Source organism: Acinetobacter sp. ANC 4173, assembly GCF_004331255.1.
In the GTDB taxonomy this organism is placed as follows: domain Bacteria; phylum Pseudomonadota; class Gammaproteobacteria; order Pseudomonadales; family Moraxellaceae; genus Acinetobacter.
Genome location: NZ_SJOF01000006.1, coordinates 94,871 through 114,241 on the forward strand (window position 1 = coordinate 94,871; position 19,371 = coordinate 114,241).

Sequence of the window (19,371 nt, forward strand, 5' to 3'; positions counted from 1 at the left end):
CAAGCCGATATCTGTTGAGATAAAAAAAGGCGCTCAAAGCGCCTTTTTTAATTCAAGCTAAATTAGCCTTGTTGACGAGCTTGTTGCTCTTTCAACAATTCTTCGTAGCTCACCGCTTTATCAGTTACTTTCGCAGCTGCTAAAATGTGATCAACAACTTGATCTTCTAATACAACAGCTTCAATTTGTGAACGTTGTTGCTTGTCATTTTTGAAGTATTCGATAACTTCAGTTGGATCTTCGTAAGAAGAAGCCATGTCTTCGATGTAAGCTTCAACGCGAGCTTGGTCAACTTCAAGTTTAGCATCAGCCAATACTTTGCTTACCAATACGCCAAGTTTTACAGATTTCTCAGCTTGTTCTTTGAACAATTCATCTGGAAGCATGCTGCTGTCAAATGCTTTTGCACCTTGAGCACCAAACTGTTGCGTGAATTGTTGGATCATTTGTTGACGTTGACGGTCAACTTCTTGAGCAACCATTGCAGCAGGAAGTTCAACTTCGTTTGCAGCAACAAGCGCATCAAAAGTCGCGCCTTTTACTTGGTTACGCAAACCGTTTGTCACTTCGCGTTCCATGTTTTTACGCACGTCAGCTTTTAATTTTTCAACGCCTTCTTCTTCAGTTAGACCAAAGATTTTAAGGAATTCAGCATCAACTTCTGGAAGTTTTTGTTTTTCAACAAGCTTCACTGTGATTTTGAATTGCGCTGCTTTACCAGCAAGGTTTTCAGCTTGGTAGTCTTCAGGGAAAGTTACATCAATAACTTTCTCTTCGCCTTTCTTCATACCAACGATACCGTCTTCGAAGCCAGGGATCATACGACCAGAACCTAATACCAGTTTAAAGTCTTCAGCAGCACCGCCTTCAAACTTCTCACCATCAACAGTACCTTCAAAGTCGAAAGTCACTTGCATGTCTTTTTTAGCCATGCCTTTAGTTTCAGCCCAAGAAGCACGTTGCTTTTGAAGGTTTTCGATCATTTGATCAACGTCTTTGTCTTCAACTGTAGACGCTTTACGCTCAACTTCTAAACCTTCAAATTTAACGTCAACTTCTGGATAAACTTCAACAGTCGCTTCGTATACAAGCGCGTCGTCTTTGTTTTCCACTTTATCAATGTTTGGCATGCCAACAGCATTGATCTTTTCTTGTTGAATTGCTTCGAATACTGTGTCACGGATAACGTCATTTACCACTTCTTGGTAAATACCCGCGCCATATTCACGGCGAACTACGTTTAATGGCACTTTACCTTGACGGAAGCCGTTAATCTTTACAGTTTTAGCAGTGCGTTTTAAACGTGCTTCAAATTGCTCGTTCACACGGCTCGTCGGTACAGATACATTTAAACGACGGGCAACGCCCGAAACCGCTTCAGAAGTTACTTGCATGGCTTCCTCGAAATTTAGTAATTACAGTTTATAAAAAAGTGCCACATTATATGACAACATTCAAAGATATACAAAACTGGATGTTTAAACTACAAGATTTTATCTAATTTCTTTTGGTCTTTTGGTTAATTCTCTAAATTTTCGATCATTTTCTTATTTTCAAACGGCTTTTATTATAAATGACAAACTTTATCATTATTATCTAATTACCATTATTTTTCAGATATTTGTCCCATTAAACTTTGGAATGTTATTTATGTGTATGTGCAACCTTCGTTCACTTAGCCTTACAATTTTAGGTTTGTCTAGTGGTGCCGCTTTTGCGGAAAGCAGTTCGAAAAACTCTTCGACGCCTCAACTCTCCGCTATTGTGATGTCCGCTACAGGTTTTTGAGTAGTATATAAAAAATGCGCCAGCTTCTATTTAGTTGCCGACAGTCATCTTATTACTACACTTCAAAATTATAGGCTCACTTTAGGTGCCGAATACAAAAAAGCTGAAAATATTGATGATATAGAAGGTTTAGAAGCGTAGTTTGAGAAAGACGCTGACTCATTCTATACCGAAGATGAGTAGCACCTGATGGATCATCTACACTTTAGCTTTGCTGATCGTTATGAAGATCATTCAGGTTTTGGTGGCCATTTTAGCCCCAGCGCCTATATTTAGTCTGGAATACTGCTAATGCTTTAACCCTAAAAGGTAGCGTGAGTACAGGTTACAAAGCTCCTTCGGCTAAAGCCTTGCACAACGGCATTATTAACTTTAGTGGTCAAGCAACACCCCCTGTACTTGGCAATCCTGATTTAAAACCTGAAACCTCTATCAATGATGAACTGGGCTAAATTATCAAGCTTCGGATCGACTCAATTTTAATACCACGGCATTCTTTAATATTGTTAAAGATCAACCTATAACTAACGAATTTAATTACCATATCAGTGACTGCTCTGGATTAGGCAGCGGTGTGACATCTTATTCCAAGAGTTTTCATGCCGACGAGGCAGAAATTTATGGTCTCGAAAGCTCATTAAAATATCAAATCATTCCTAAGTGGGGGTATTAAAGCAGCCTATACCTTTACCGAATCTGAAATGACCAAAAGTGAAAAATAAAGGTGATGCACTTGGGTCTACAGCTAAACATTTATTCAATCTCACTTCGACCTGACCTATCAATGATGCATTTGATCTATGGTTACAACATGAATATCAGTCTGGTCGTCCCCGCTACTTAGAAAGCCAAACAGGTGATGCGCCGAATATTCAAAAGCAAACGAATAATCAGTTCTCTGGCTATCACTTATTTAACTTAGGGAGCAGTTATCAGTTCAATGATCGGGTGCGGATTAATGCCGCTGTAAACAATTTATTAGACAAAAATTTTACTGAATACATGGACTATTACGACCTAAATGCTGATCTACAAAAGCATATAAGTACCTTTCTATCGGTTCTGCTATGTCTGGAACGTCTCTTTCTGGGCACAACTACTGCGGTCTATTCTCTGACGATTTTCAACATTTAAAATCCCAATAAAAAACCACGTTTTGGCAGTATTTTTCTATATTCATGTAAAATCATGTACTTATATACAAGATGTTACACAATCTCATTAATTTTTACATTTTTCTTACAGGCCTTTATCGACAATTCCAATCATTTACAATTGGTAAAATAAATAAGAATTATTATTATTCGCATAAGAATTTTTACTACTCTTTGTGAGTTCAGAAATGTCATTTATTAAAACGCGTAAAAAATTAGTGTCGGCAGCAATTGCATCATCTTTATCCGTTGCTGCAACCACAGCTATTGCGCAAGAAGAAACTGCTCAACTGCCAACCATTCAAGCTCAGGCAAATGCTGACACACAAAAAAGTTTAAAAGTAGATAATTCTGCAAATAACAAATTTGTTGCTCCCCTTTTAGATACACCAAAATCTGTTTCTGTAATTTCTAAACAACTGATTGAAGATACAAAGGTTACCACTTTAAGTGATGCGCTTCGTACAGTGCCTGGTATTACTCTTGGCGCTGGTGAAGGTGGCAACCCAAATGGTGACCGTCCTTTCATTCGTGGTTATAACTCTGAAAGCTCAATGTATGTCGATGGTATTCGCAATGCCACCTCACAAAACCGAGAAATGTTTGCCATTGAACAAGTTGAAGTCACCAAAGGTTCTGCATCTGCAATGGGTGGTGCAGGTACCACGGGTGGTAGCATCAACATGATTTCTAAAACTGCTAAAAAAGGTGATTTTTTAGAAGGTTCTGTAGGTGCAGGAACGGATGATTACCAACGTATTACTTTAGATGCGAATAAAGACTTTGGTAATGGTATCGCTGCTCGTGTTGCAGTCATGGGACATCATAATGACAAAGCGGGACAAGATGATGGGACTGAATATGCTCGCGCAGGTATCGCCCCAAGTATTACTTTTGGTTTAGACAGCGATACACGTGCTACTTTGAGCTACTACTACCTCAAAACTGACGACACTCCTGATTCAGGCATTCCGTATAACAACCCATTTGCTGCAACCAACGCCTATGCGGGTTTAAATGGTAATGGTAAGCCAATTGATGTAGCGCAAGGTACATACTATGGCTGGAAAGATCGTGATTTTCAAAAACAAGAAAACCAAATCGGTACAATCAAACTTGAACACGATTTAACTGACAATCTGACCTTATCAAATACAGCCGTCTATACCCAATCTAAGAATGATTACCTCTGGACCAATCCAGATGACTCTAAAGGTAACTTTTATAATAAAACTACAGGCGAGCTAACGGGTAGTGTTTGGGCACGTGTCAACTCACGCGTAGCAGACACAGATACCTTTACCGATCAACTTGCTTTAACGGGTAAGTTCAATACGGGTGCGTTTAAGCATAGCTTCAATTTTGGTGCTGAGTATTCAGACCAAGAAACTGACCGTACTCAATATATTATTGATGGCTTAACAAGCACTGGAACTGCTAATAGTACTTGTAGTGCTGCTGCAATTGCATCAGGTTGGTGTACTTCTGTACAAAACCCAAATCGTGGTGACTGGACAGGTACCATCAGTACCCAAGGTGCAGATGTCTATAACATCAAAAATGAGAATACTTCTGTATTTTTCTTAGATAGCATCGAATTACACCCACAATGGATTTTAGATTTGGGCGTTCGTTGGGATGATTACTCAGCAGAACAAACCATGACTTACGGTGCTCGTAATAGTAATGTTCTTAACGGTAGCGTGCAGGCAGGCGATAAAGTCACTGTTAAAAATGATTCTGATTTCGTTAACTACCAAGCTGGCTTAGTCTACAAACCTGTAGAAAATGGGTCTATCTATGTAAGCTATGCAACCTCTTCAAACCCAGTCGGTGTGGATGGTGGTGATGGTTCTGAAGGTATTACCGCCGCTATTCAGAACTTAAAACCTGAAGAAGTTCGCACTATGGAACTTGGAACGAAATGGGATGTCTTGAACGATAAACTCAATTTAACCGCTGCCATTTTCCGTACTGAAAAAACCAACACGCGTGCAACAACCGATGAAGGTACGACTCAAAATATTGGTGAAACCCGTGTCGATGGTTTCGAATTAGGTATTAACGGCAACATCACTGACAAGTGGGCAATGTCTGCAGGTTATACTTATTTAGACAGCGAACTTATTGACGGTGGTTACGAAAATATTGGAACAACAGCAGCGCCAATTTATATTGTAAACCGCAACAATGGTAACCAAGTTCAAAACGTTGCGAAAAACTCGGCAACCTTATGGACCACCTACCAAATTTTACCTCAGTTTGCTTTAGGTGCTGGTGCTGTCGCTATGGATAAAGTCTATGGCAATGCAGCAAACACCAAATTTGTTCCAGGTTATGTGCGTTACGATGCAATGGCGCGTTACAACGTAAACAAAAATGTTGATTTACAATTAAATGTAAACAACCTGACAGATAAACGCTATTTCACCAAGGCTTATTCTTCGCACTATGCAACAGAAGCTGAAGGCCGTAGTGCAGTGCTTTCTCTGAATTTTAAATATTAATTAAAAGCATAAAATCCATAAATAGTTTATGGGATTATGATATAAAAATAGCCTCTGCATGCAGAGGCTATTTGCATACACACTCTATTAAAATGAAGGACATTCGCGTGATTCATCATATTCCCAATGTACTGACGAAAGAACAAGTTCAATACTTCCGCGATGAAATGGATAAAATAGACTGGGTGAATGGAAAAGTCACCGCGGGTACTTTGTCAGCTACAGTTAAGCAAAACCAACAACTTCCTGAAGATCATCCGCTGACCCACCATCTTAGTACCATTATCTTAGAATCACTGGGGCAACATCCTTTATTTCTTTCTGCTGCAATTCCATTAGATATTATTCCCCCCCTATTCAACCGCTACGAACACAATGAATCCTTTGGTTTTCATGTCGATAACTCGATTCGTCGTATTCGAGGTACCAATGAACGTCTGCGTACAGATTTATCTTGTACCGTCTTTTTAAGTGAACCCGAAGAATACGAAGGTGGTGATTTAGTCGTTGAAGACACCTATGGGTATCATGAAGTCAAACTTCCTGCGGGTGATATGATCCTTTACCCATCGACCAGTTTGCATGAAGTGACTGCGATAACATCAGGCTGTCGAATTGCGTCATTCTTTTGGGTACAGAGTATGGTACGTGATGATGCTGAACGTTATATGCTGTTCAACCTTGATCAAACCGTGCAGAACTTACGCATGCAATTGGGTGACCAACATTCCGAAGTCATTAAACTAACCAACCTTTACCATAATCTGATGCGTAAATGGGCTGAACTATAATGCTGTAAAACAGGTTTAAAATTTTCGCTACTGTTGTATTTTGCATTCAAGCAGTAGCGAGAAAAAATAAGGGAATTATGTAATTTACTTTTATAATTATTTAACTAACCCTCGATATACAATAAAAAATATCCAAAAACACACAGAAAAAGAAAAAAAATTCCATAAATATTTTATTCAAACTAATATTCGGAAAACATTCTCAAGCTAAGCACAGTATGATAGAAATATAAGCCTTGCACCCAGTGCAATCTTCGCATAGACCGCATTTAACGCGATGCGAATGCTTGCGCAAGTGAAATTCCCTATTGATTTTGATGGTTACATGATGAAAACGAATGATATTTTTGCTTTTCCGACTCACGCTCAACCTCAAATGAATCTCCTGATGCTGCGCCACGCGCGCGTATAAAAATTTTGCCTGTTGGGCAATTATTCCGACTTTTTCCCTTTAAATATTTTTAAATAAACACCATATATATTGTAGCAAGTTGCAGATTTCACAAGACCAAGCAACCCATGCTGCACAAGGAGTTCCTCATGATGTTGGCTGATCCAAGTAAAAAATATCGTCGCATGTACCAGCGTGTAGACTTGCCTGACCGTCAATGGCCAAACAAAGAAATTACTCAAGCCCCAATTTGGATGAGTACCGACCTTCGTGACGGGAACCAAGCAATTTTTGAACCAATGGACATGGAACAAAAGTTTAAAATGTTCCAAATGTTGGTGAAAATTGGTTTTAAACATATTGAAATCGGCTTCCCTTCTGCATCTCAAATCGACTTTGACTTCACACGTAAATTGATTGAAGAAGGTCATATTCCTGATGACGTCTACATTGAAGTTTTAGTTCAAGCGCGTGATCACTTGATCCAACGCACCTTCGAATCATTACAAGGTGCAAAACGCGCGATTGTGCACATCTACAATTCAAACTCTCCAACATTCCGTCAAAAAGTATTGAATGTGGATGTTGCAGGTGCCAAACAATTGGCCATCAATGCAGCAGAAAAAGTGAAAGAATATGCGGCGCAGCAACCTGAAACTGAATGGGTCTTCCAATACAGCCCAGAATGTTTCTCTGCAACGGAATTAGAAGTTGCGAAAGATGTCTGTGATGCTGTGACTGAAATCTGGGATGCACGCCCAGAACAAAAAGTCATTTTGAACTTGCCTGCAACGGTGGAAGTATCGACGCCAAATGTCTATGCAGACCAAATCGAATGGATGCATCGTAATATTCAACGTCGTGATGGCGTGATTATCTCAGTTCACTGTCACAATGACCGTGGCTGTGGTATCGCTGCTTCTGAATTAGCCATTATGGCGGGTGCTGACCGTGTAGAAGGCTGTGTGTTTGGTAATGGTGAACGTACAGGTAACGTGGACGTTGCCGCAATTGCCTTGAACATGTATACCCAAGGTGTAGCACCGAACTTAGACTTCTCTAACATTAATGAAGTGATTGCCACTGTAGAAGAATGTACAGGTTTACCTGTACACCCTCGTCATCCTTATGCAGGCGACTTGGTCTTCACTGCATTCTCTGGCTCACACCAAGATGCAATTAAAAAAGGCTTTGAATACCAGAAAAATGAAGAAATCTGGGACATGCCTTACTTACCAATCGATCCGAAAGATTTAGGCCGTGACTACGATGCTGTGATTCGTGTTAATTCACAATCCGGTAAAGGTGGTATTGCATACTTGTTAGAAGCAAACTACAACGTGGTATTGCCGCGTCGTTTACAAATTGAATTCTCGCAAGTAGTACAACAAGTTGCCGATGATGAAGGTGTTGAAGTTTCAGCACAACAAATCTGGGGCTTGTTTAAAGATAAGTATGTCAGCACCAAAGATGCCCATTATTCAGCGAAGAATTACCGCTTGTCTGATGATAATGGCAACCAAGTGATTGAGTTAGACATCGAAATTGATGCTGAAATCCAGCATTTACGTGGTGAAGGCAATGGTCCAATTTCTGCGATGTTAAATGCGCTTCAATTACCGATTGATGTCTTGAACTATGAAGAGCGCAGCATTAGCTCAGGCGCACATGCCAAAGCCTTAGCATTAATTGAAATTCAAGTGAAAGGTACAGGTAAATCTGCCTTTGGTGCTGGGGTTCATGACAACATTGTGACCGCCTCTATTGAAGCAATCCTTGCATGTACCAACCGTTTAATTGAACAAGGTGTACTCAGCACTGAACAAGTGATTGCTGCTGCGGTATAAGTATTAACAATATTGATTAGCACTAAAATGACTTTAGAAGGATACCCTCAAGTGGTATCCTTTTGTTTATTGTTCTAAAAAATTAAAGGCGAAGTATTTCTGTGTCTTTTCCAGCTGACTCAGTGGGTCTCGTAACCCCACAAAAGTTCCAATTCGAAGAGCCGTTAGAACTAGAATGTGGTCGTGTTTTACCACGTTTCGAAATGATGGTTGAAACCTACGGCACACTCAACGCAGATCACTCGAATGCCATTCTGATTTGTCACGCCTTATCGGGGCATCATCATGCTGCGGGTTACCATCATGCTGACGATAAAAAACCGGGTTGGTGGGATGCTTGTATTGGCCCAGGTAAAGCGATTGATACTTCAAAATTTTTCGTGGTTGCACTGAACAATATTGGGGGCTGCAGCGGTTCAACAGGGCCAACTTCGCCAAACCCTGAAAATGACAATCGTCCTTATGGCCCTGACTTTCCGTTAGTCACCGTCCGTGACTGGGTCAAGACCCAAACCATGCTGTCTGACCGCTTAGGCATTCAAACTTGGTATGCCGTTATTGGTGGTTCGTTAGGGGGCATGCAGGCTTTACAATGGTCGGTTGATTATCCTGAGCGTTTACAAAAATGCGTGATTATTGCCAGTGCACCCAAACTATCCGCACAGAATATTGCCTTTAACGAAGTAGCACGTCAGTCGATTTTGTCTGATCCTGATTTCCATCAAGGTCGTTATTTAGAACATGACAGCTATCCAAAACGCGGTTTAATTTTAGCCCGCATGGTCGGTCATATTACCTATCTGTCTGAAGAAGCGATGAAACAAAAATTTGGTCGCGACTTAAAATCGGGCAAATTTATGTATGGCTTTGATGTCGAATTCCAAGTCGAAAGTTATTTGCGTTATCAAGGTGAACAATTCAGCCGAAACTTTGATGCCAATACCTATCTCATTATGACCAAGGCACTGGATTACTTTGATCCGTCGCGTGAATATGAACATTCATTGACCCAAGCGATGTCTCAGACCCAATGTAAATTCTTGGTGGTGTCATTTACCACGGACTGGCGCTTTACTCCTGAACGCTCACAAGAAATTGTGGATGCACTAATTAGCAATCACAAGCCTGTGAGCTATCTAGATATTGATGCTGAACAAGGTCATGATTCATTCTTATTCCCGATTCCGCTTTATGTAAAATCATTACGTGCATTTTTAGGTGGTGAAGAACAGCTTAAATCTACCGCTAAGGAGGCTGTATAATGCGTATCGATCATCAACTCGCTGAAGCATGGATTAACCCCAACTCTAAAGTCCTCGATTTGGGCTGTGGTGATGGTGAATTGTTAGCTCACATGAGCAAACAGCACAATATTCGTGCATATGGCTTAGAAATTGATCAGGAAAAGATTGCAATTGCGATCAGCCGAGGGTTAAATATTATTCAGCAGGACTTAAATTTAGGTTTAAGTCGCTTTGCCGACCAATCTTTTGACTATGTGGTCATGGCACAAGCTTTGCAAGCTGTAGATGCGCCTGACGTATTATTACGTGATATGGTGCGTGTGGGGAAACAAGCCATTATTACCTTTCCAAACTTTGCACATTGGAAGACCCGTTCTTTCTTGGCTTTAAAAGGGATGATGCCTGTTTCAGAAGCATTACCGTATATGTGGTATAATACTCCAAATATCCACTTATGTACTTTTCGAGATTTTGAAGCACTTTGTGCAGAAAACAACATCCGAATAATTAATCGACTCGCCGTTAATGGGGATCAGCAAGGTAGTTTACTCAGTAAACATATCCCGAATCTGTTTGGTGAAGTCGCAATTTATCGAGTGAGCGCGCTATGAAAAAATTATTATTAAGCACACTAGTTTTTGGACTTTTTAGCATTCAGTCTCATGCTGAATATGTTTCGCCATCTGCTTCAATTTCTAGTCAAGCTGCCCAATATTCAACCATGGATATTGGCAACTTAATTAAAGCTGCAAAAGCGGGACAACCTGCCGCACAGTTTTACTTAGGTGCCAAATATCAAACGGGTAAAGATATCCAACAAGATGACCGTCAAGCTTTTGCTTGGTTTAAAGCTGCGGCTGATCAGGGCTTATCCCCTGCCCAGTTAAATGTAGGTCGTATGTATGCCGATGGCGTTGGGGTTGCTAAAAGTGAAACTTTGGCTCGCCAATACTTTGAAAAGGCAGCCAGCCATGGCGACAACCGTGCCAGCTTTAACCTTGCCATGATGGAAGAGCAAAAGAAAAACTACATTGGTGCTTACCAATGGTATGAACTTTCAACCCGTGATGGCATGCTCGACAATAAAGTCATTACCATGTCTGAAGGTAAAAAGACTGCTTTGGCAGCGAACCTGACCCAAGACCAGATTCGTTTAGCACGTGACCGTGCCGACAAATGGATTCAAGCGCAGTAATATTGCACTGACTCTAGACAGCACCTTCGGGTGCTTTTTTTATTACTTAAAGTTTAATGTCATTGCTCAACCTAATTGAAATTTCATAACAAGCTTCCCATTTTTGAATTGGATAAATTTGCTGAATTTTAAGTACATCTTCTAGTTGATTCCAATCTATTGAATCTTTAACGCCACCATATTCAAACAAAAGCTTACTATCTAGAAATTGGCTGTCATTACATCCTTTTCTTTTCAAATAAACAAAGCTTCGGCCAAAACTCCCACTTGCATTCAATGCTAGTGCTTCCTTAAGCTGAGAGAAATCTAATTGAAAATAGCTGCAATATCGTATTAAATGACCGTCTAGAGGGTGTCTAATCAGAGTTTCACATTGTTCTAATTGCTCAAGAGAAAATATTGACTTATATAACTTCTGTTTAGATATTTTAAAATAATGAAGCAACCGTGATTCATTTTGCCAAACATCTTCAGTTAGAAATAAACCAAAATCAAAATGCAATGATAAATACTGAACTAAAAATTTAGCCAACTCTTCATAAGCATCTTCAATTTTTTGATTAAATATCGAAACAACAAAATACTGATATTTAATATCTTTTTCTATTTTGACATTCATTAGCACTGGGCTCAAAACTTTATTATTTTCACTATTAGGGATTGAAACATAGGTTCTACTGATTTTCCCATAAAGAAATCAGCTAAAATTAACCCAATATTTTTTTGAGTAAAATTCATGTTTGCACAAGATTGGTTATCTCAGGGCACATTAGTGCTTGCCAGTAACAACAAAGGTAAAATTGCTGAGTTTGAGAAACTTTTTGCCGAACTCCAACTTCCAGTCAACGTTGTGCCGCAAGGTCAACTGAATATTGAAGATGCCGTGGAAGACGGATTAAGCTTTGTTGAAAATGCCATCCTTAAAGCCCGTCATGCCAGCCGTATTTCAGGTAAACCTGCGATTGCTGATGACTCGGGTATTTGTGTCCCAGTTTTAGATGGCGCACCTGGCATTTACTCTGCCCGTTTTGCAGGTGAACATGGCGATGATGCTGCCAACAACCAAAAGCTATTAGAGCAATTGAAGCCTCTGCGTAAAGAGGGTGAAACCATTGAAGGTATGTTTGTATGCGTTTTAGCACTGGTACAACATGCTGATGATCCACTTCCACAGATTTTCCAAGGCATTTGGAAAGGTGAAGTGCTCGAAGCTGCACGAGGTGAAAATGGTTTTGGCTATGACCCACTGTTTTGGTTACCCGAGTTAGGGCTTTCAAGTGCAGAAATGAGCAAAGAAGCAAAAAATAAAATCAGCCATCGTGGTCAAGCCATGCAGCGCTTTAAACACAGTTTAGAAAAGTAACTAAAACTTTCTGCTCTCTCTTTAGGGAGGGAGCAAGAGCCTTTTTACATGAACAAATGCAATACCACGCCATACAGACTGACCACAACACAACTGACCATCGTCCCCGAAGCGATATATTTTGCCGAAGTTCCTGTCCCCTGATAATGCGTTTCCAAAGCCACAATATTTGCCGCAGGTGGCAAACAAAACAATAAGAACATGACCCCTATCGATTGTTCAATATGGGGTATAGGCAAAAAGCGATACGCTAATCCACATAACACTAAACCACAAAGTAATTTCAAGCCTGCGGTTTGAGTGCTTTGCCATAGATCGGTTGCATCGACTTTGGTGTGCCTGAGCCACATGCCCAACACACACATGCCTGAAAAGCTCATGCCCAACTTTGCAGCAGCATATATCCAGTCAATACCATGCTGTTGTAGCCAGTGCTGTATACCCAATAACCCAAACAATGCAGCCAAACTTAAAGCAACAATTGGGGGGGAATACACGACTTTTTTCAGAATAGTACTGAGCGGCTGAGGCGTATCACTCACAGCAGTGACTGCCCAGAGATTGCCAAAAATCGAACCACCAATATACAACGCCACCATCGCAGGGCTGATTTCTGTCCCAAATAACGCAATGGCAAAAGGAAAGCCTAGCCATGCCATATTGACATAACTAAAGCACAAGGCACTCAACTTATTCTGTGAAAAATAGAGAAAAAAATAAAACAACAGAATGGCAACGACAAAGCTAAACAACATCAAGCTAAAGCTGCCTGGCTGATAAAACACCATGTTGTAAATAATCACAACGGGAATAAAACAACGTGCCAATAAACTAGATAATACTGTTTTTAACTTCGAAGCAAGAGGTGTGGTTGCAAGCATTAAACCTGTTAAGAATGCCAATAACGGCAATAGCAAAGCCACATCGATGTTCCTTGAAATTTCACCAAAATATCATAACACCCATGAGACTTTTTTCCAGAAAATCTACTGTCTTGAAATTGCAATCCTATCGTCACACCGCTGTCATGTTGAGCTGTTGAGATATGGCATAAATAAAAAAGAGGAAATGAAGATGGCGGGTTTATCGATTTGGCATGTGTTGATTTTTGCAATTGTTGTGATCTTACTGTTTGGTACGTCTAAACTGAAAAATTTAGGCAAAGATGTCGGCGGTGCCATCAAAGATTTTAAAAAGTCGGTTAAAGAAGATGAGACAACCTCCTCACTCAATGAACCACGTACTTTAGAACATCCCAGTACGGCTGAAGTTAAATCATCCACACGATCATAAGCCACAGGTATTTACCCTATGCTCAATATTGGAATGACTGAACTGTTGACCTTCGGCATCATTGCATTATTGGTGCTGGGGCCAGATAAACTGCCTGAAGCGGCACGTTTTGCAGCTAAATGGTACGCTAAATTCAAACGCATGATTAGCAATGTACAAAATGATATAGACCGTGAATTACGCATGTCTGAACTACGTGAACAAATGCAAAATGAGATGAAACGTATTCAAGAGCTTGAGCTTAAAATGCAGGCTCAGATGCAGGAATTACAACAACAAAACCATAGCGCGATTGAACAACAACAGCAAAACAGCGTTACCGAAAATAAGAATCTATTTTTGACTTATATTCCACTTACCCAGCAAAAATATTCAATGCTGTATCGACCTCCATTACCTTCGGCCATGCCTTGTACGAATAAAATGGGGGCTTCTGTAGTGGATTGTCTCGAGCAACTACCCGAATTAAAGGTGGCGGTATGAATATAGAATCCAGTCGCTTGCCCAGTACATTACAGCAAGCCCAAGCGCCACTAGAAGAAATGCCAATCACCAAACATCTGGTTGCATTAAGACAGCATTTGTTCAAAGTTGTCGGTTTATTGATTGTGCTATTTTTTTGCCTACTGCCTTTTGCCAATCATACCTATCAGCTCATGTCCGAGCCATTGCGTGCGCAGTTACCTATTTCATCGTCCATGATTGCGACAGATGTCACTGCAACCTTTATGGCACCTTTTAAGCTGAACTTTTTTGTGGCGCTGATGCTGGCCATGCCGTTTATTTTTTATCAAATCTGGGCATTTATTAAACCTGCGCTGTATGAAAAAGAAAAAACGCTCGCACTGCCCTTATTGGTCGGTAGCATTGGTTTATTCTATGCAGGAACGGCCTTTGCCTACTATGTGGCTTTGCCCTCAATCTTGCATTTCTTTATGAGTGTAACTCCTGAAACGGTTGCACCCATGACGGATATCAATAGCTATCTCACCTTTTGCTTAAAACTATTTCTGGTCTTTGGTCTGACTTTTGAAATTCCAGTGATTACCTTATTGCTGATTTTGATTGGCTTGGTATCCACACAGCAGTTGGTGGAAAAACGGCGTTTTATTGTGGTTGGATGTTTCTTCGTTTCCATGTTCGTCACACCCCCCGATGCCTTATCAATGATTATGCTGGCAGTTCCCATGTGGATCCTGTTCGAGCTGGGCTTATTTTTTGGCAAACTGATTGAAAAGAAAAGAAGTATGGCATAAAGGCAATCGGTTTAACTCAGCAGACTTCGGTCTGCTTTTTTTCATCAAAATGACTTCATTTTTTCACCAGATTTTCACTATTTGGTAAAAGTCTTGTCACATTAATTCCCTAAGTTAATGACAACTTTATAACTTATTGATGAATTAGGAAAAATCATGACCGATTTGATGCCATATCATGAAGATCAAGAACTAGATAATAATACCTCTGATAATGCTCACTTCCGTGACATTTTAGAACAGCGTATGACTCGCCGCAGCCTCATTGGTAAAACTGCAAGTGGTGCTGTCGCACTCGCATTGGCATCGTCATTGACTGCGTGTAGTGACGATGATAACGATAATGCAACATCGCCAACCACACCTGTAGATCCGAATAAAAAACCAACAGAACTCACCTTCTCTGTGGTGAATAAAAACTTAGATGATATTGTGACTGTACCAGAAGGCTATCAAGCGACTGTCCTGTATGCACTTGGCGACTCGATCAATCCAAGCTATGCCGATTGGGATGACAATAATATTCCTTCAGGTCCAAGCTTCCAGTTCCGTTCTGGAGACTGCCATGACGGTATGCACTATTTTGGTTTAAGCAGTAGCAGCAGATTTGATGACACAGTGTCGACTGAAGGTTTGTTGGTGATGAACCACGAATATATCAACCAAACGTTCCTGCATCCTACAGGTGCCACTAAAGTCGACGGTCGCCGCCCAGAAGACGAAGTCATTCGTGAAACCAATGCACATGGTGTATCGGTTGTGCATATTAAAAAAGACAGCGCTACACAAAAAGTTGAGATTGTGAAAAACTCACTCTTTAACCGTCGTATTACGGCATCAACAGTGATGGATTTTGCGGGTGCCGCAGCAAGTTCAGATTGGGTCAAAACTAAGTTCTCTCCTGCGGGCAAGCAAACTCGCGGTACACACAACAACTGTGGTAATGGCTATACCCCTTGGGGCACCTACCTCACCACAGAAGAAAACTTCATTGGTTATTTTGCCCGTAATGCAATGGATGATGCCAACCGTACTGCAGCCGAAATTGTGGCACTGAAACGTTATGGTCTAAAAGCAGGTTCAAGCTCACGTTATGGCTGGGAAACTGCACTCGGACAACTTGAATCGCAAGATCTGTATGACCGTTGGAATGCCAGTGTTGTGGCAGATCAGGCGACAGCAGACTATCGTAATGGACCGAACACTTTTGGTTGGATGGTCGAAATTGATCCTTTTGACCGTGGTCAAAACCCTGTAAAACGTACGTCTCTAGGTCGTTTTGCCCATGAAGACAGTGCTTGCCGTGCAGTACAAGGTGAACCTTTAGCCTTCTATATGGGTGACGATTCACGCGGCGAATACATCTATAAATTTGTTTCCACTGCCAACTGGGACAACACAGATGTCAATGGTGGTTATATTGCTGGTGACAAATACATGAATAACGGCACCTTATATGTCGCCAAATTCAACAGTGATGGTTCAGGTGAATGGATTGAACTCACACATGGTAAAAATGGCCTAGATGCATCCAATATCGTCTATCCATTTAACTCACAAGCCGATGTTGTGACTTTTGCTCGCCTTGCAGCCGATGCGGTGGGTGCAACCAAAATGGACCGCCCTGAGTGGGCAACCGTGAACCCGGTGAATGGTGAAGTTTACGTTACCTTAACCAACAACTCGAAGCGTGGACTTGACTACCCAACAGATGCAGCCAATCCACGTAACTATAGCGACCCAGAAGGTGGTAACGGGAACGTCAATGGTCACATTATTCGCTTTAAAGAAACCGACAATAAAACCACAGCGACAACCTTCACGTGGGACATCTACCTATTTGGTTCGGAAGCTGCTATGGCTGCCAACATCAACTTGTCAGGCTTGACCGATAATAATGATTTGTCTTCACCAGATGGCATGTGGTTTGACCCACGTGGTGTACTGTGGATTCAAACCGATGATGGTGCCTATACAGACGTCACCAACTGCATGATGTTGGCCGCGTTGCCTGGACAAATTGGAGATGGTGCAGCAACCACAGCCATCAATGGTCAAGCCACCATTGCGGGCGCTCAAGTCACGGATAAGACCTTACGTCGTTTCTTGGTCGGACCCAAAGAGTGCGAAATTACAGGGATTGCCATGACACCTGATTACAAAGCCATCTTCATTAATGTACAGCACCCGGGTGAAGATTCGGCTAGCTATGATGCAGCAACCAGCCATTGGCCAGCAACACAAACCACCCCGAGCAACAGCACGGCACGTCCACGCTCTGCAACAGTTGTCATTACCCGTAAAGATGGCGGTGTCATCGCGGGTGCATAATCCAAAACTAAAAAATGCCGACATAATGTCGGCATTTTTTATGCGTCTTCACAGCCCATGAAAGGCGAGTGTATTTGCACGATCTGTCCTTGTAGTTCGCCTTGTTGTGACTTTTCCATCCAGTCCCAACCACTGTTACTCATTCTCAGAAAATTAGAGCAACGGGTTCCATAGGCAGGGCTCTGAATAAAGGTGGAGGACAATAGTGCTTCCATTTCAGGGCTAATCCCTGTATCTGGTAAAAGCTCAGGAATAATTTTGCGCTCATCTTCCAGAATATCCCATACGGCATATTGCAGCTCCGCCTCAGAACTTTGTCCACGTTGCAGCATCGGCAATAATTCTTGGGTAAAGCGTTTGCGCAAATGCCGAGTTTTTTCCCAATGCTCTGTCATCAAGCCATTCGAGACCACATACACGCCTTTGGCGAGCACTTGCGGTGCTTCACCGCGATTACTCATATAAATCGCTTGCTCCCGATCTCCCAAAAACAAATTAAAGCCGGCATATTCCCGTTGTTGCTGTTCTAGCTGTTTTGCAAAGCGAATCGGTGCCAAATCCGATTCTAAAAAATCTTGTACTAAATGCCCACGTGAAGTTGGATAGCTCTGCTGATCTCGTCCATCACGAAAATTGGTCACAATCGCCCAACGACCTGTTGGCGTTATCCCCATCCACGTCCCACCCGATTGCAGATCTTTGCCTGCTATGACGGGGCTGTCTGACCATGTAGATAAGGCTTGCGTAGGACGATGATAGAACTCATCTCGGTTTGAAATTAGGCATAACGGCGTTTGCTCTAAAATATGCCATGCGAGTGCCACAATACACATAAATTTTGCTCTATATCTTTACACATTGAATGTACAACATTTTTCATTGTATTCCGCTAAAATCTCTACAAAACATAATGACTAGGAACAGGAATGCTCACCTATCCAAATATTGACCCAATTGCGATTTCATTGGGTCCCTTACAAGTCCATTGGTATGGACTGATGTACTTATTGGCTTTCCTTTTTGCATGGGGACTTGCCACGTATCGTGCCAAACTCAGAACAGGCTGGACCTCAGATATGGTCTCTGATCTGATTTTTTATGGCGCGCTTGGGGTCGTGATTGGTGGGCGTGTCGGTTATGTGTTCTTTTATGGCTTTGAACAATTTCTTGCCAATCCCTTGTGGTTATTCCAAGTCTGGACTGGCGGAATGAGTTTCCACGGTGGTTTTCTTGGGGTCATGATTGCCATGTTACTCTGGTGCAAAAAGTATCAAATGACGTGGTTCCAGACCTTAGACTTTATTGCCCCCTGTGTTCCAACGGGCTTGATGTTTGGCCGTATTGGTAACTTTATTGGCGGTGAACTGTATGGACGACCTGTCTCTGACCCTAACTTTGCACTGGGGATGATTTTCCCGACCGACCCGCTACAACTGGTTCGCCACCCCTCTCAGCTTTACCAAGCGCTATGTGAAGGGCTGATTCTGTTTATTGTCCTGTGGTGGTTCAGCTCTAAACCGCGTCCTCGTATGGCGGTATCTGCACTGTTCCTAATTGGTTATGGAATTGCACGCTTTGTGGTCGAGTTCTTCCGCGAACCTGACAATGGTCAATTATTTATTGCGTGGATGAGTAAAGGTCAATTCTTAACTATTCCGATGATTCTGATTGGTATCTGGATGCTCTGGTATGCCTACCAGAAGAAAGTCTATGATTGGGGACCACTTAAAAATAATTAATTCTGTACTTCTTTACACTAGAGTACGATCCGTGCGTCGTGCTCTAGCATGTGCTAAAGTTTAAATTCTCTTGCTACCTCCCTCTTAAAATTTATGCTCGAATTCTGGTTTGATCCCCAAATCGCTGTATTCAAAAAACTGGCACTATTTGTTCTGATTGGCTTAGTGACCGCGGGGTTGTATTGGATACAACCCTTAACACTCGATGCAATTTTAACGTTCATGGGAACAGGGATTGTGTTTCTGATCTGTCGTTATTGTAAAATCCACTTCGCTAGCGCTAATCCTACTGGGCTTCTGTATCGTTTATTCACCTGGATTCCATTGGCACTGCTTTTAGCACTGATCTTTATGCATCTTAAATCAGGGGATATTCTAATTCCTGGCGCGCAAGGTATTGGCTTTATGGCATTGTCCATCTGCCTATTTTCGCCGCTATCACTGCTCAATCAACATAAGCAGGATTAAACCC

Annotated in this window: 18 protein-coding genes; 14 read left to right on the plus strand and 4 right to left on the minus strand. The window is 41.6% G+C overall.

Annotation, left to right across the window (positions count from 1 at the left end; genetic code table 11):
* Positions 1-62: 62 nt before the first annotated feature.
* Positions 63-1,394 carry a trigger factor gene (gene tig / locus E0H94_RS08865; protein ID WP_131326069.1) on the minus strand — a complete coding sequence of 444 codons (1,332 nt, stop codon included), beginning with the start codon at positions 1,392-1,394 and terminating at the stop codon, positions 63-65.
* 708 nt (positions 1,395-2,102) lie between these two features.
* On the opposite strand from tig, the gene E0H94_RS08870 reads away from it, so the two are divergent.
* From E0H94_RS08870 to E0H94_RS08910, 7 genes are all read left to right on the plus strand, one after another.
* The gene (locus tag E0H94_RS08870) at positions 2,103-2,240 is read left to right on the plus strand and encodes a TonB-dependent receptor (protein WP_131326070.1); all 138 of its coding nucleotides are present in this window, start codon (positions 2,103-2,105) and stop codon (positions 2,238-2,240) included.
* Between the two features lie 890 nt (positions 2,241-3,130).
* Positions 3,131-5,449 (plus strand): TonB-dependent receptor, encoded by a 2,319-nt coding sequence (locus tag E0H94_RS08885; protein WP_131326071.1) that lies wholly within the window; start codon positions 3,131-3,133, stop codon positions 5,447-5,449.
* Positions 5,450-5,556: 107 nt separating this feature from the next.
* A complete protein-coding gene (locus E0H94_RS08890) occupies positions 5,557-6,240 on the plus strand; it encodes a Fe2+-dependent dioxygenase (RefSeq protein ID WP_131326072.1) in 684 nt (227 codons plus the stop codon).
* 540 nt (positions 6,241-6,780) lie between these two features.
* Complete coding sequence (leuA, locus tag E0H94_RS08895; protein WP_131326073.1) at positions 6,781-8,478, plus strand: 2-isopropylmalate synthase; 1,698 nt, start codon at positions 6,781-6,783, stop codon at positions 8,476-8,478.
* Between the two features lie 101 nt (positions 8,479-8,579).
* A complete protein-coding gene (gene metX, locus E0H94_RS08900) occupies positions 8,580-9,740 on the plus strand; it encodes a homoserine O-succinyltransferase MetX (RefSeq protein ID WP_131326074.1) in 1,161 nt (386 codons plus the stop codon).
* The gene (gene metW / locus E0H94_RS08905; protein WP_116758625.1) at positions 9,740-10,333 is read left to right on the plus strand and encodes a methionine biosynthesis protein MetW; all 594 of its coding nucleotides are present in this window, start codon (positions 9,740-9,742) and stop codon (positions 10,331-10,333) included. The genes metX and metW overlap by 1 nt, the downstream gene beginning before the upstream one ends.
* Positions 10,330-10,917, plus strand: a complete 588-nt coding sequence (locus E0H94_RS08910; RefSeq protein ID WP_131326075.1) for a tetratricopeptide repeat protein — start codon at positions 10,330-10,332, stop codon at positions 10,915-10,917. The genes metW and E0H94_RS08910 overlap by 4 nt, the downstream gene beginning before the upstream one ends.
* Positions 10,918-10,963: 46 nt before the next feature.
* Here the strand turns inward: E0H94_RS08910 and E0H94_RS08915 are convergent, their stop codons facing one another.
* The gene (locus E0H94_RS08915) at positions 10,964-11,536 is read right to left on the minus strand and encodes a hypothetical protein (RefSeq protein WP_131326076.1); all 573 of its coding nucleotides are present in this window, start codon (positions 11,534-11,536) and stop codon (positions 10,964-10,966) included.
* Positions 11,537-11,653: 117 nt separating this feature from the next.
* On the opposite strand from E0H94_RS08915, the gene rdgB reads away from it, so the two are divergent.
* The gene (gene rdgB / locus E0H94_RS08920) at positions 11,654-12,280 is read left to right on the plus strand and encodes an RdgB/HAM1 family non-canonical purine NTP pyrophosphatase (protein WP_131326077.1); all 627 of its coding nucleotides are present in this window, start codon (positions 11,654-11,656) and stop codon (positions 12,278-12,280) included.
* A gap of 44 nt (positions 12,281-12,324) precedes the next feature.
* Here rdgB and E0H94_RS08925 read toward each other — a convergent pair whose 3' ends face one another.
* Positions 12,325-13,203, minus strand: a complete 879-nt coding sequence (locus tag E0H94_RS08925; protein ID WP_131326078.1) for a permease — start codon at positions 13,201-13,203, stop codon at positions 12,325-12,327.
* A gap of 151 nt (positions 13,204-13,354) precedes the next feature.
* Between E0H94_RS08925 and E0H94_RS08930 the strand changes: the two genes are divergently transcribed.
* The 4 genes from E0H94_RS08930 (at position 13,355) to E0H94_RS08945 (ending at position 17,160) form a co-directional block, all read left to right on the plus strand.
* Entirely contained in the window at positions 13,355-13,573 is a 219-nt protein-coding gene (locus E0H94_RS08930; RefSeq protein ID WP_131326079.1) for a Sec-independent protein translocase subunit TatA, read from the plus strand.
* A gap of 18 nt (positions 13,574-13,591) precedes the next feature.
* Entirely contained in the window at positions 13,592-14,056 is a 465-nt protein-coding gene (gene tatB, locus E0H94_RS08935) for a Sec-independent protein translocase protein TatB (RefSeq protein WP_131326080.1), read from the plus strand.
* On the plus strand, positions 14,053-14,829 hold the full coding sequence (gene tatC, locus E0H94_RS08940) for a twin-arginine translocase subunit TatC (RefSeq protein WP_131326081.1): 777 nt from the start codon (positions 14,053-14,055) through the stop codon (positions 14,827-14,829). Before tatB ends, tatC begins: the two co-directional genes overlap by 4 nt.
* A 156-nt stretch (positions 14,830-14,985) precedes the next feature.
* Complete coding sequence (locus E0H94_RS08945; protein ID WP_131326082.1) at positions 14,986-17,160, plus strand: PhoX family protein; 2,175 nt, start codon at positions 14,986-14,988, stop codon at positions 17,158-17,160.
* 38 nt (positions 17,161-17,198) lie between these two features.
* On the opposite strand, the gene E0H94_RS08950 is transcribed toward E0H94_RS08945, so the two are convergent.
* Positions 17,199-17,993 carry an NRDE family protein gene (locus E0H94_RS08950; protein ID WP_131326083.1) on the minus strand — a complete coding sequence of 265 codons (795 nt, stop codon included), beginning with the start codon at positions 17,991-17,993 and terminating at the stop codon, positions 17,199-17,201.
* A 93-nt stretch (positions 17,994-18,086) separates the two neighbouring features.
* On the opposite strand from E0H94_RS08950, the gene lgt reads away from it, so the two are divergent.
* The gene (gene lgt, locus E0H94_RS08955) at positions 18,087-18,899 is read left to right on the plus strand and encodes a prolipoprotein diacylglyceryl transferase (RefSeq protein ID WP_131263966.1); all 813 of its coding nucleotides are present in this window, start codon (positions 18,087-18,089) and stop codon (positions 18,897-18,899) included.
* 93 nt (positions 18,900-18,992) lie between these two features.
* Positions 18,993-19,367 (plus strand): hypothetical protein, encoded by a 375-nt coding sequence (locus E0H94_RS08960; protein WP_131326084.1) that lies wholly within the window; start codon positions 18,993-18,995, stop codon positions 19,365-19,367.
* Positions 19,368-19,371: the final 4 nt, after the last annotated feature.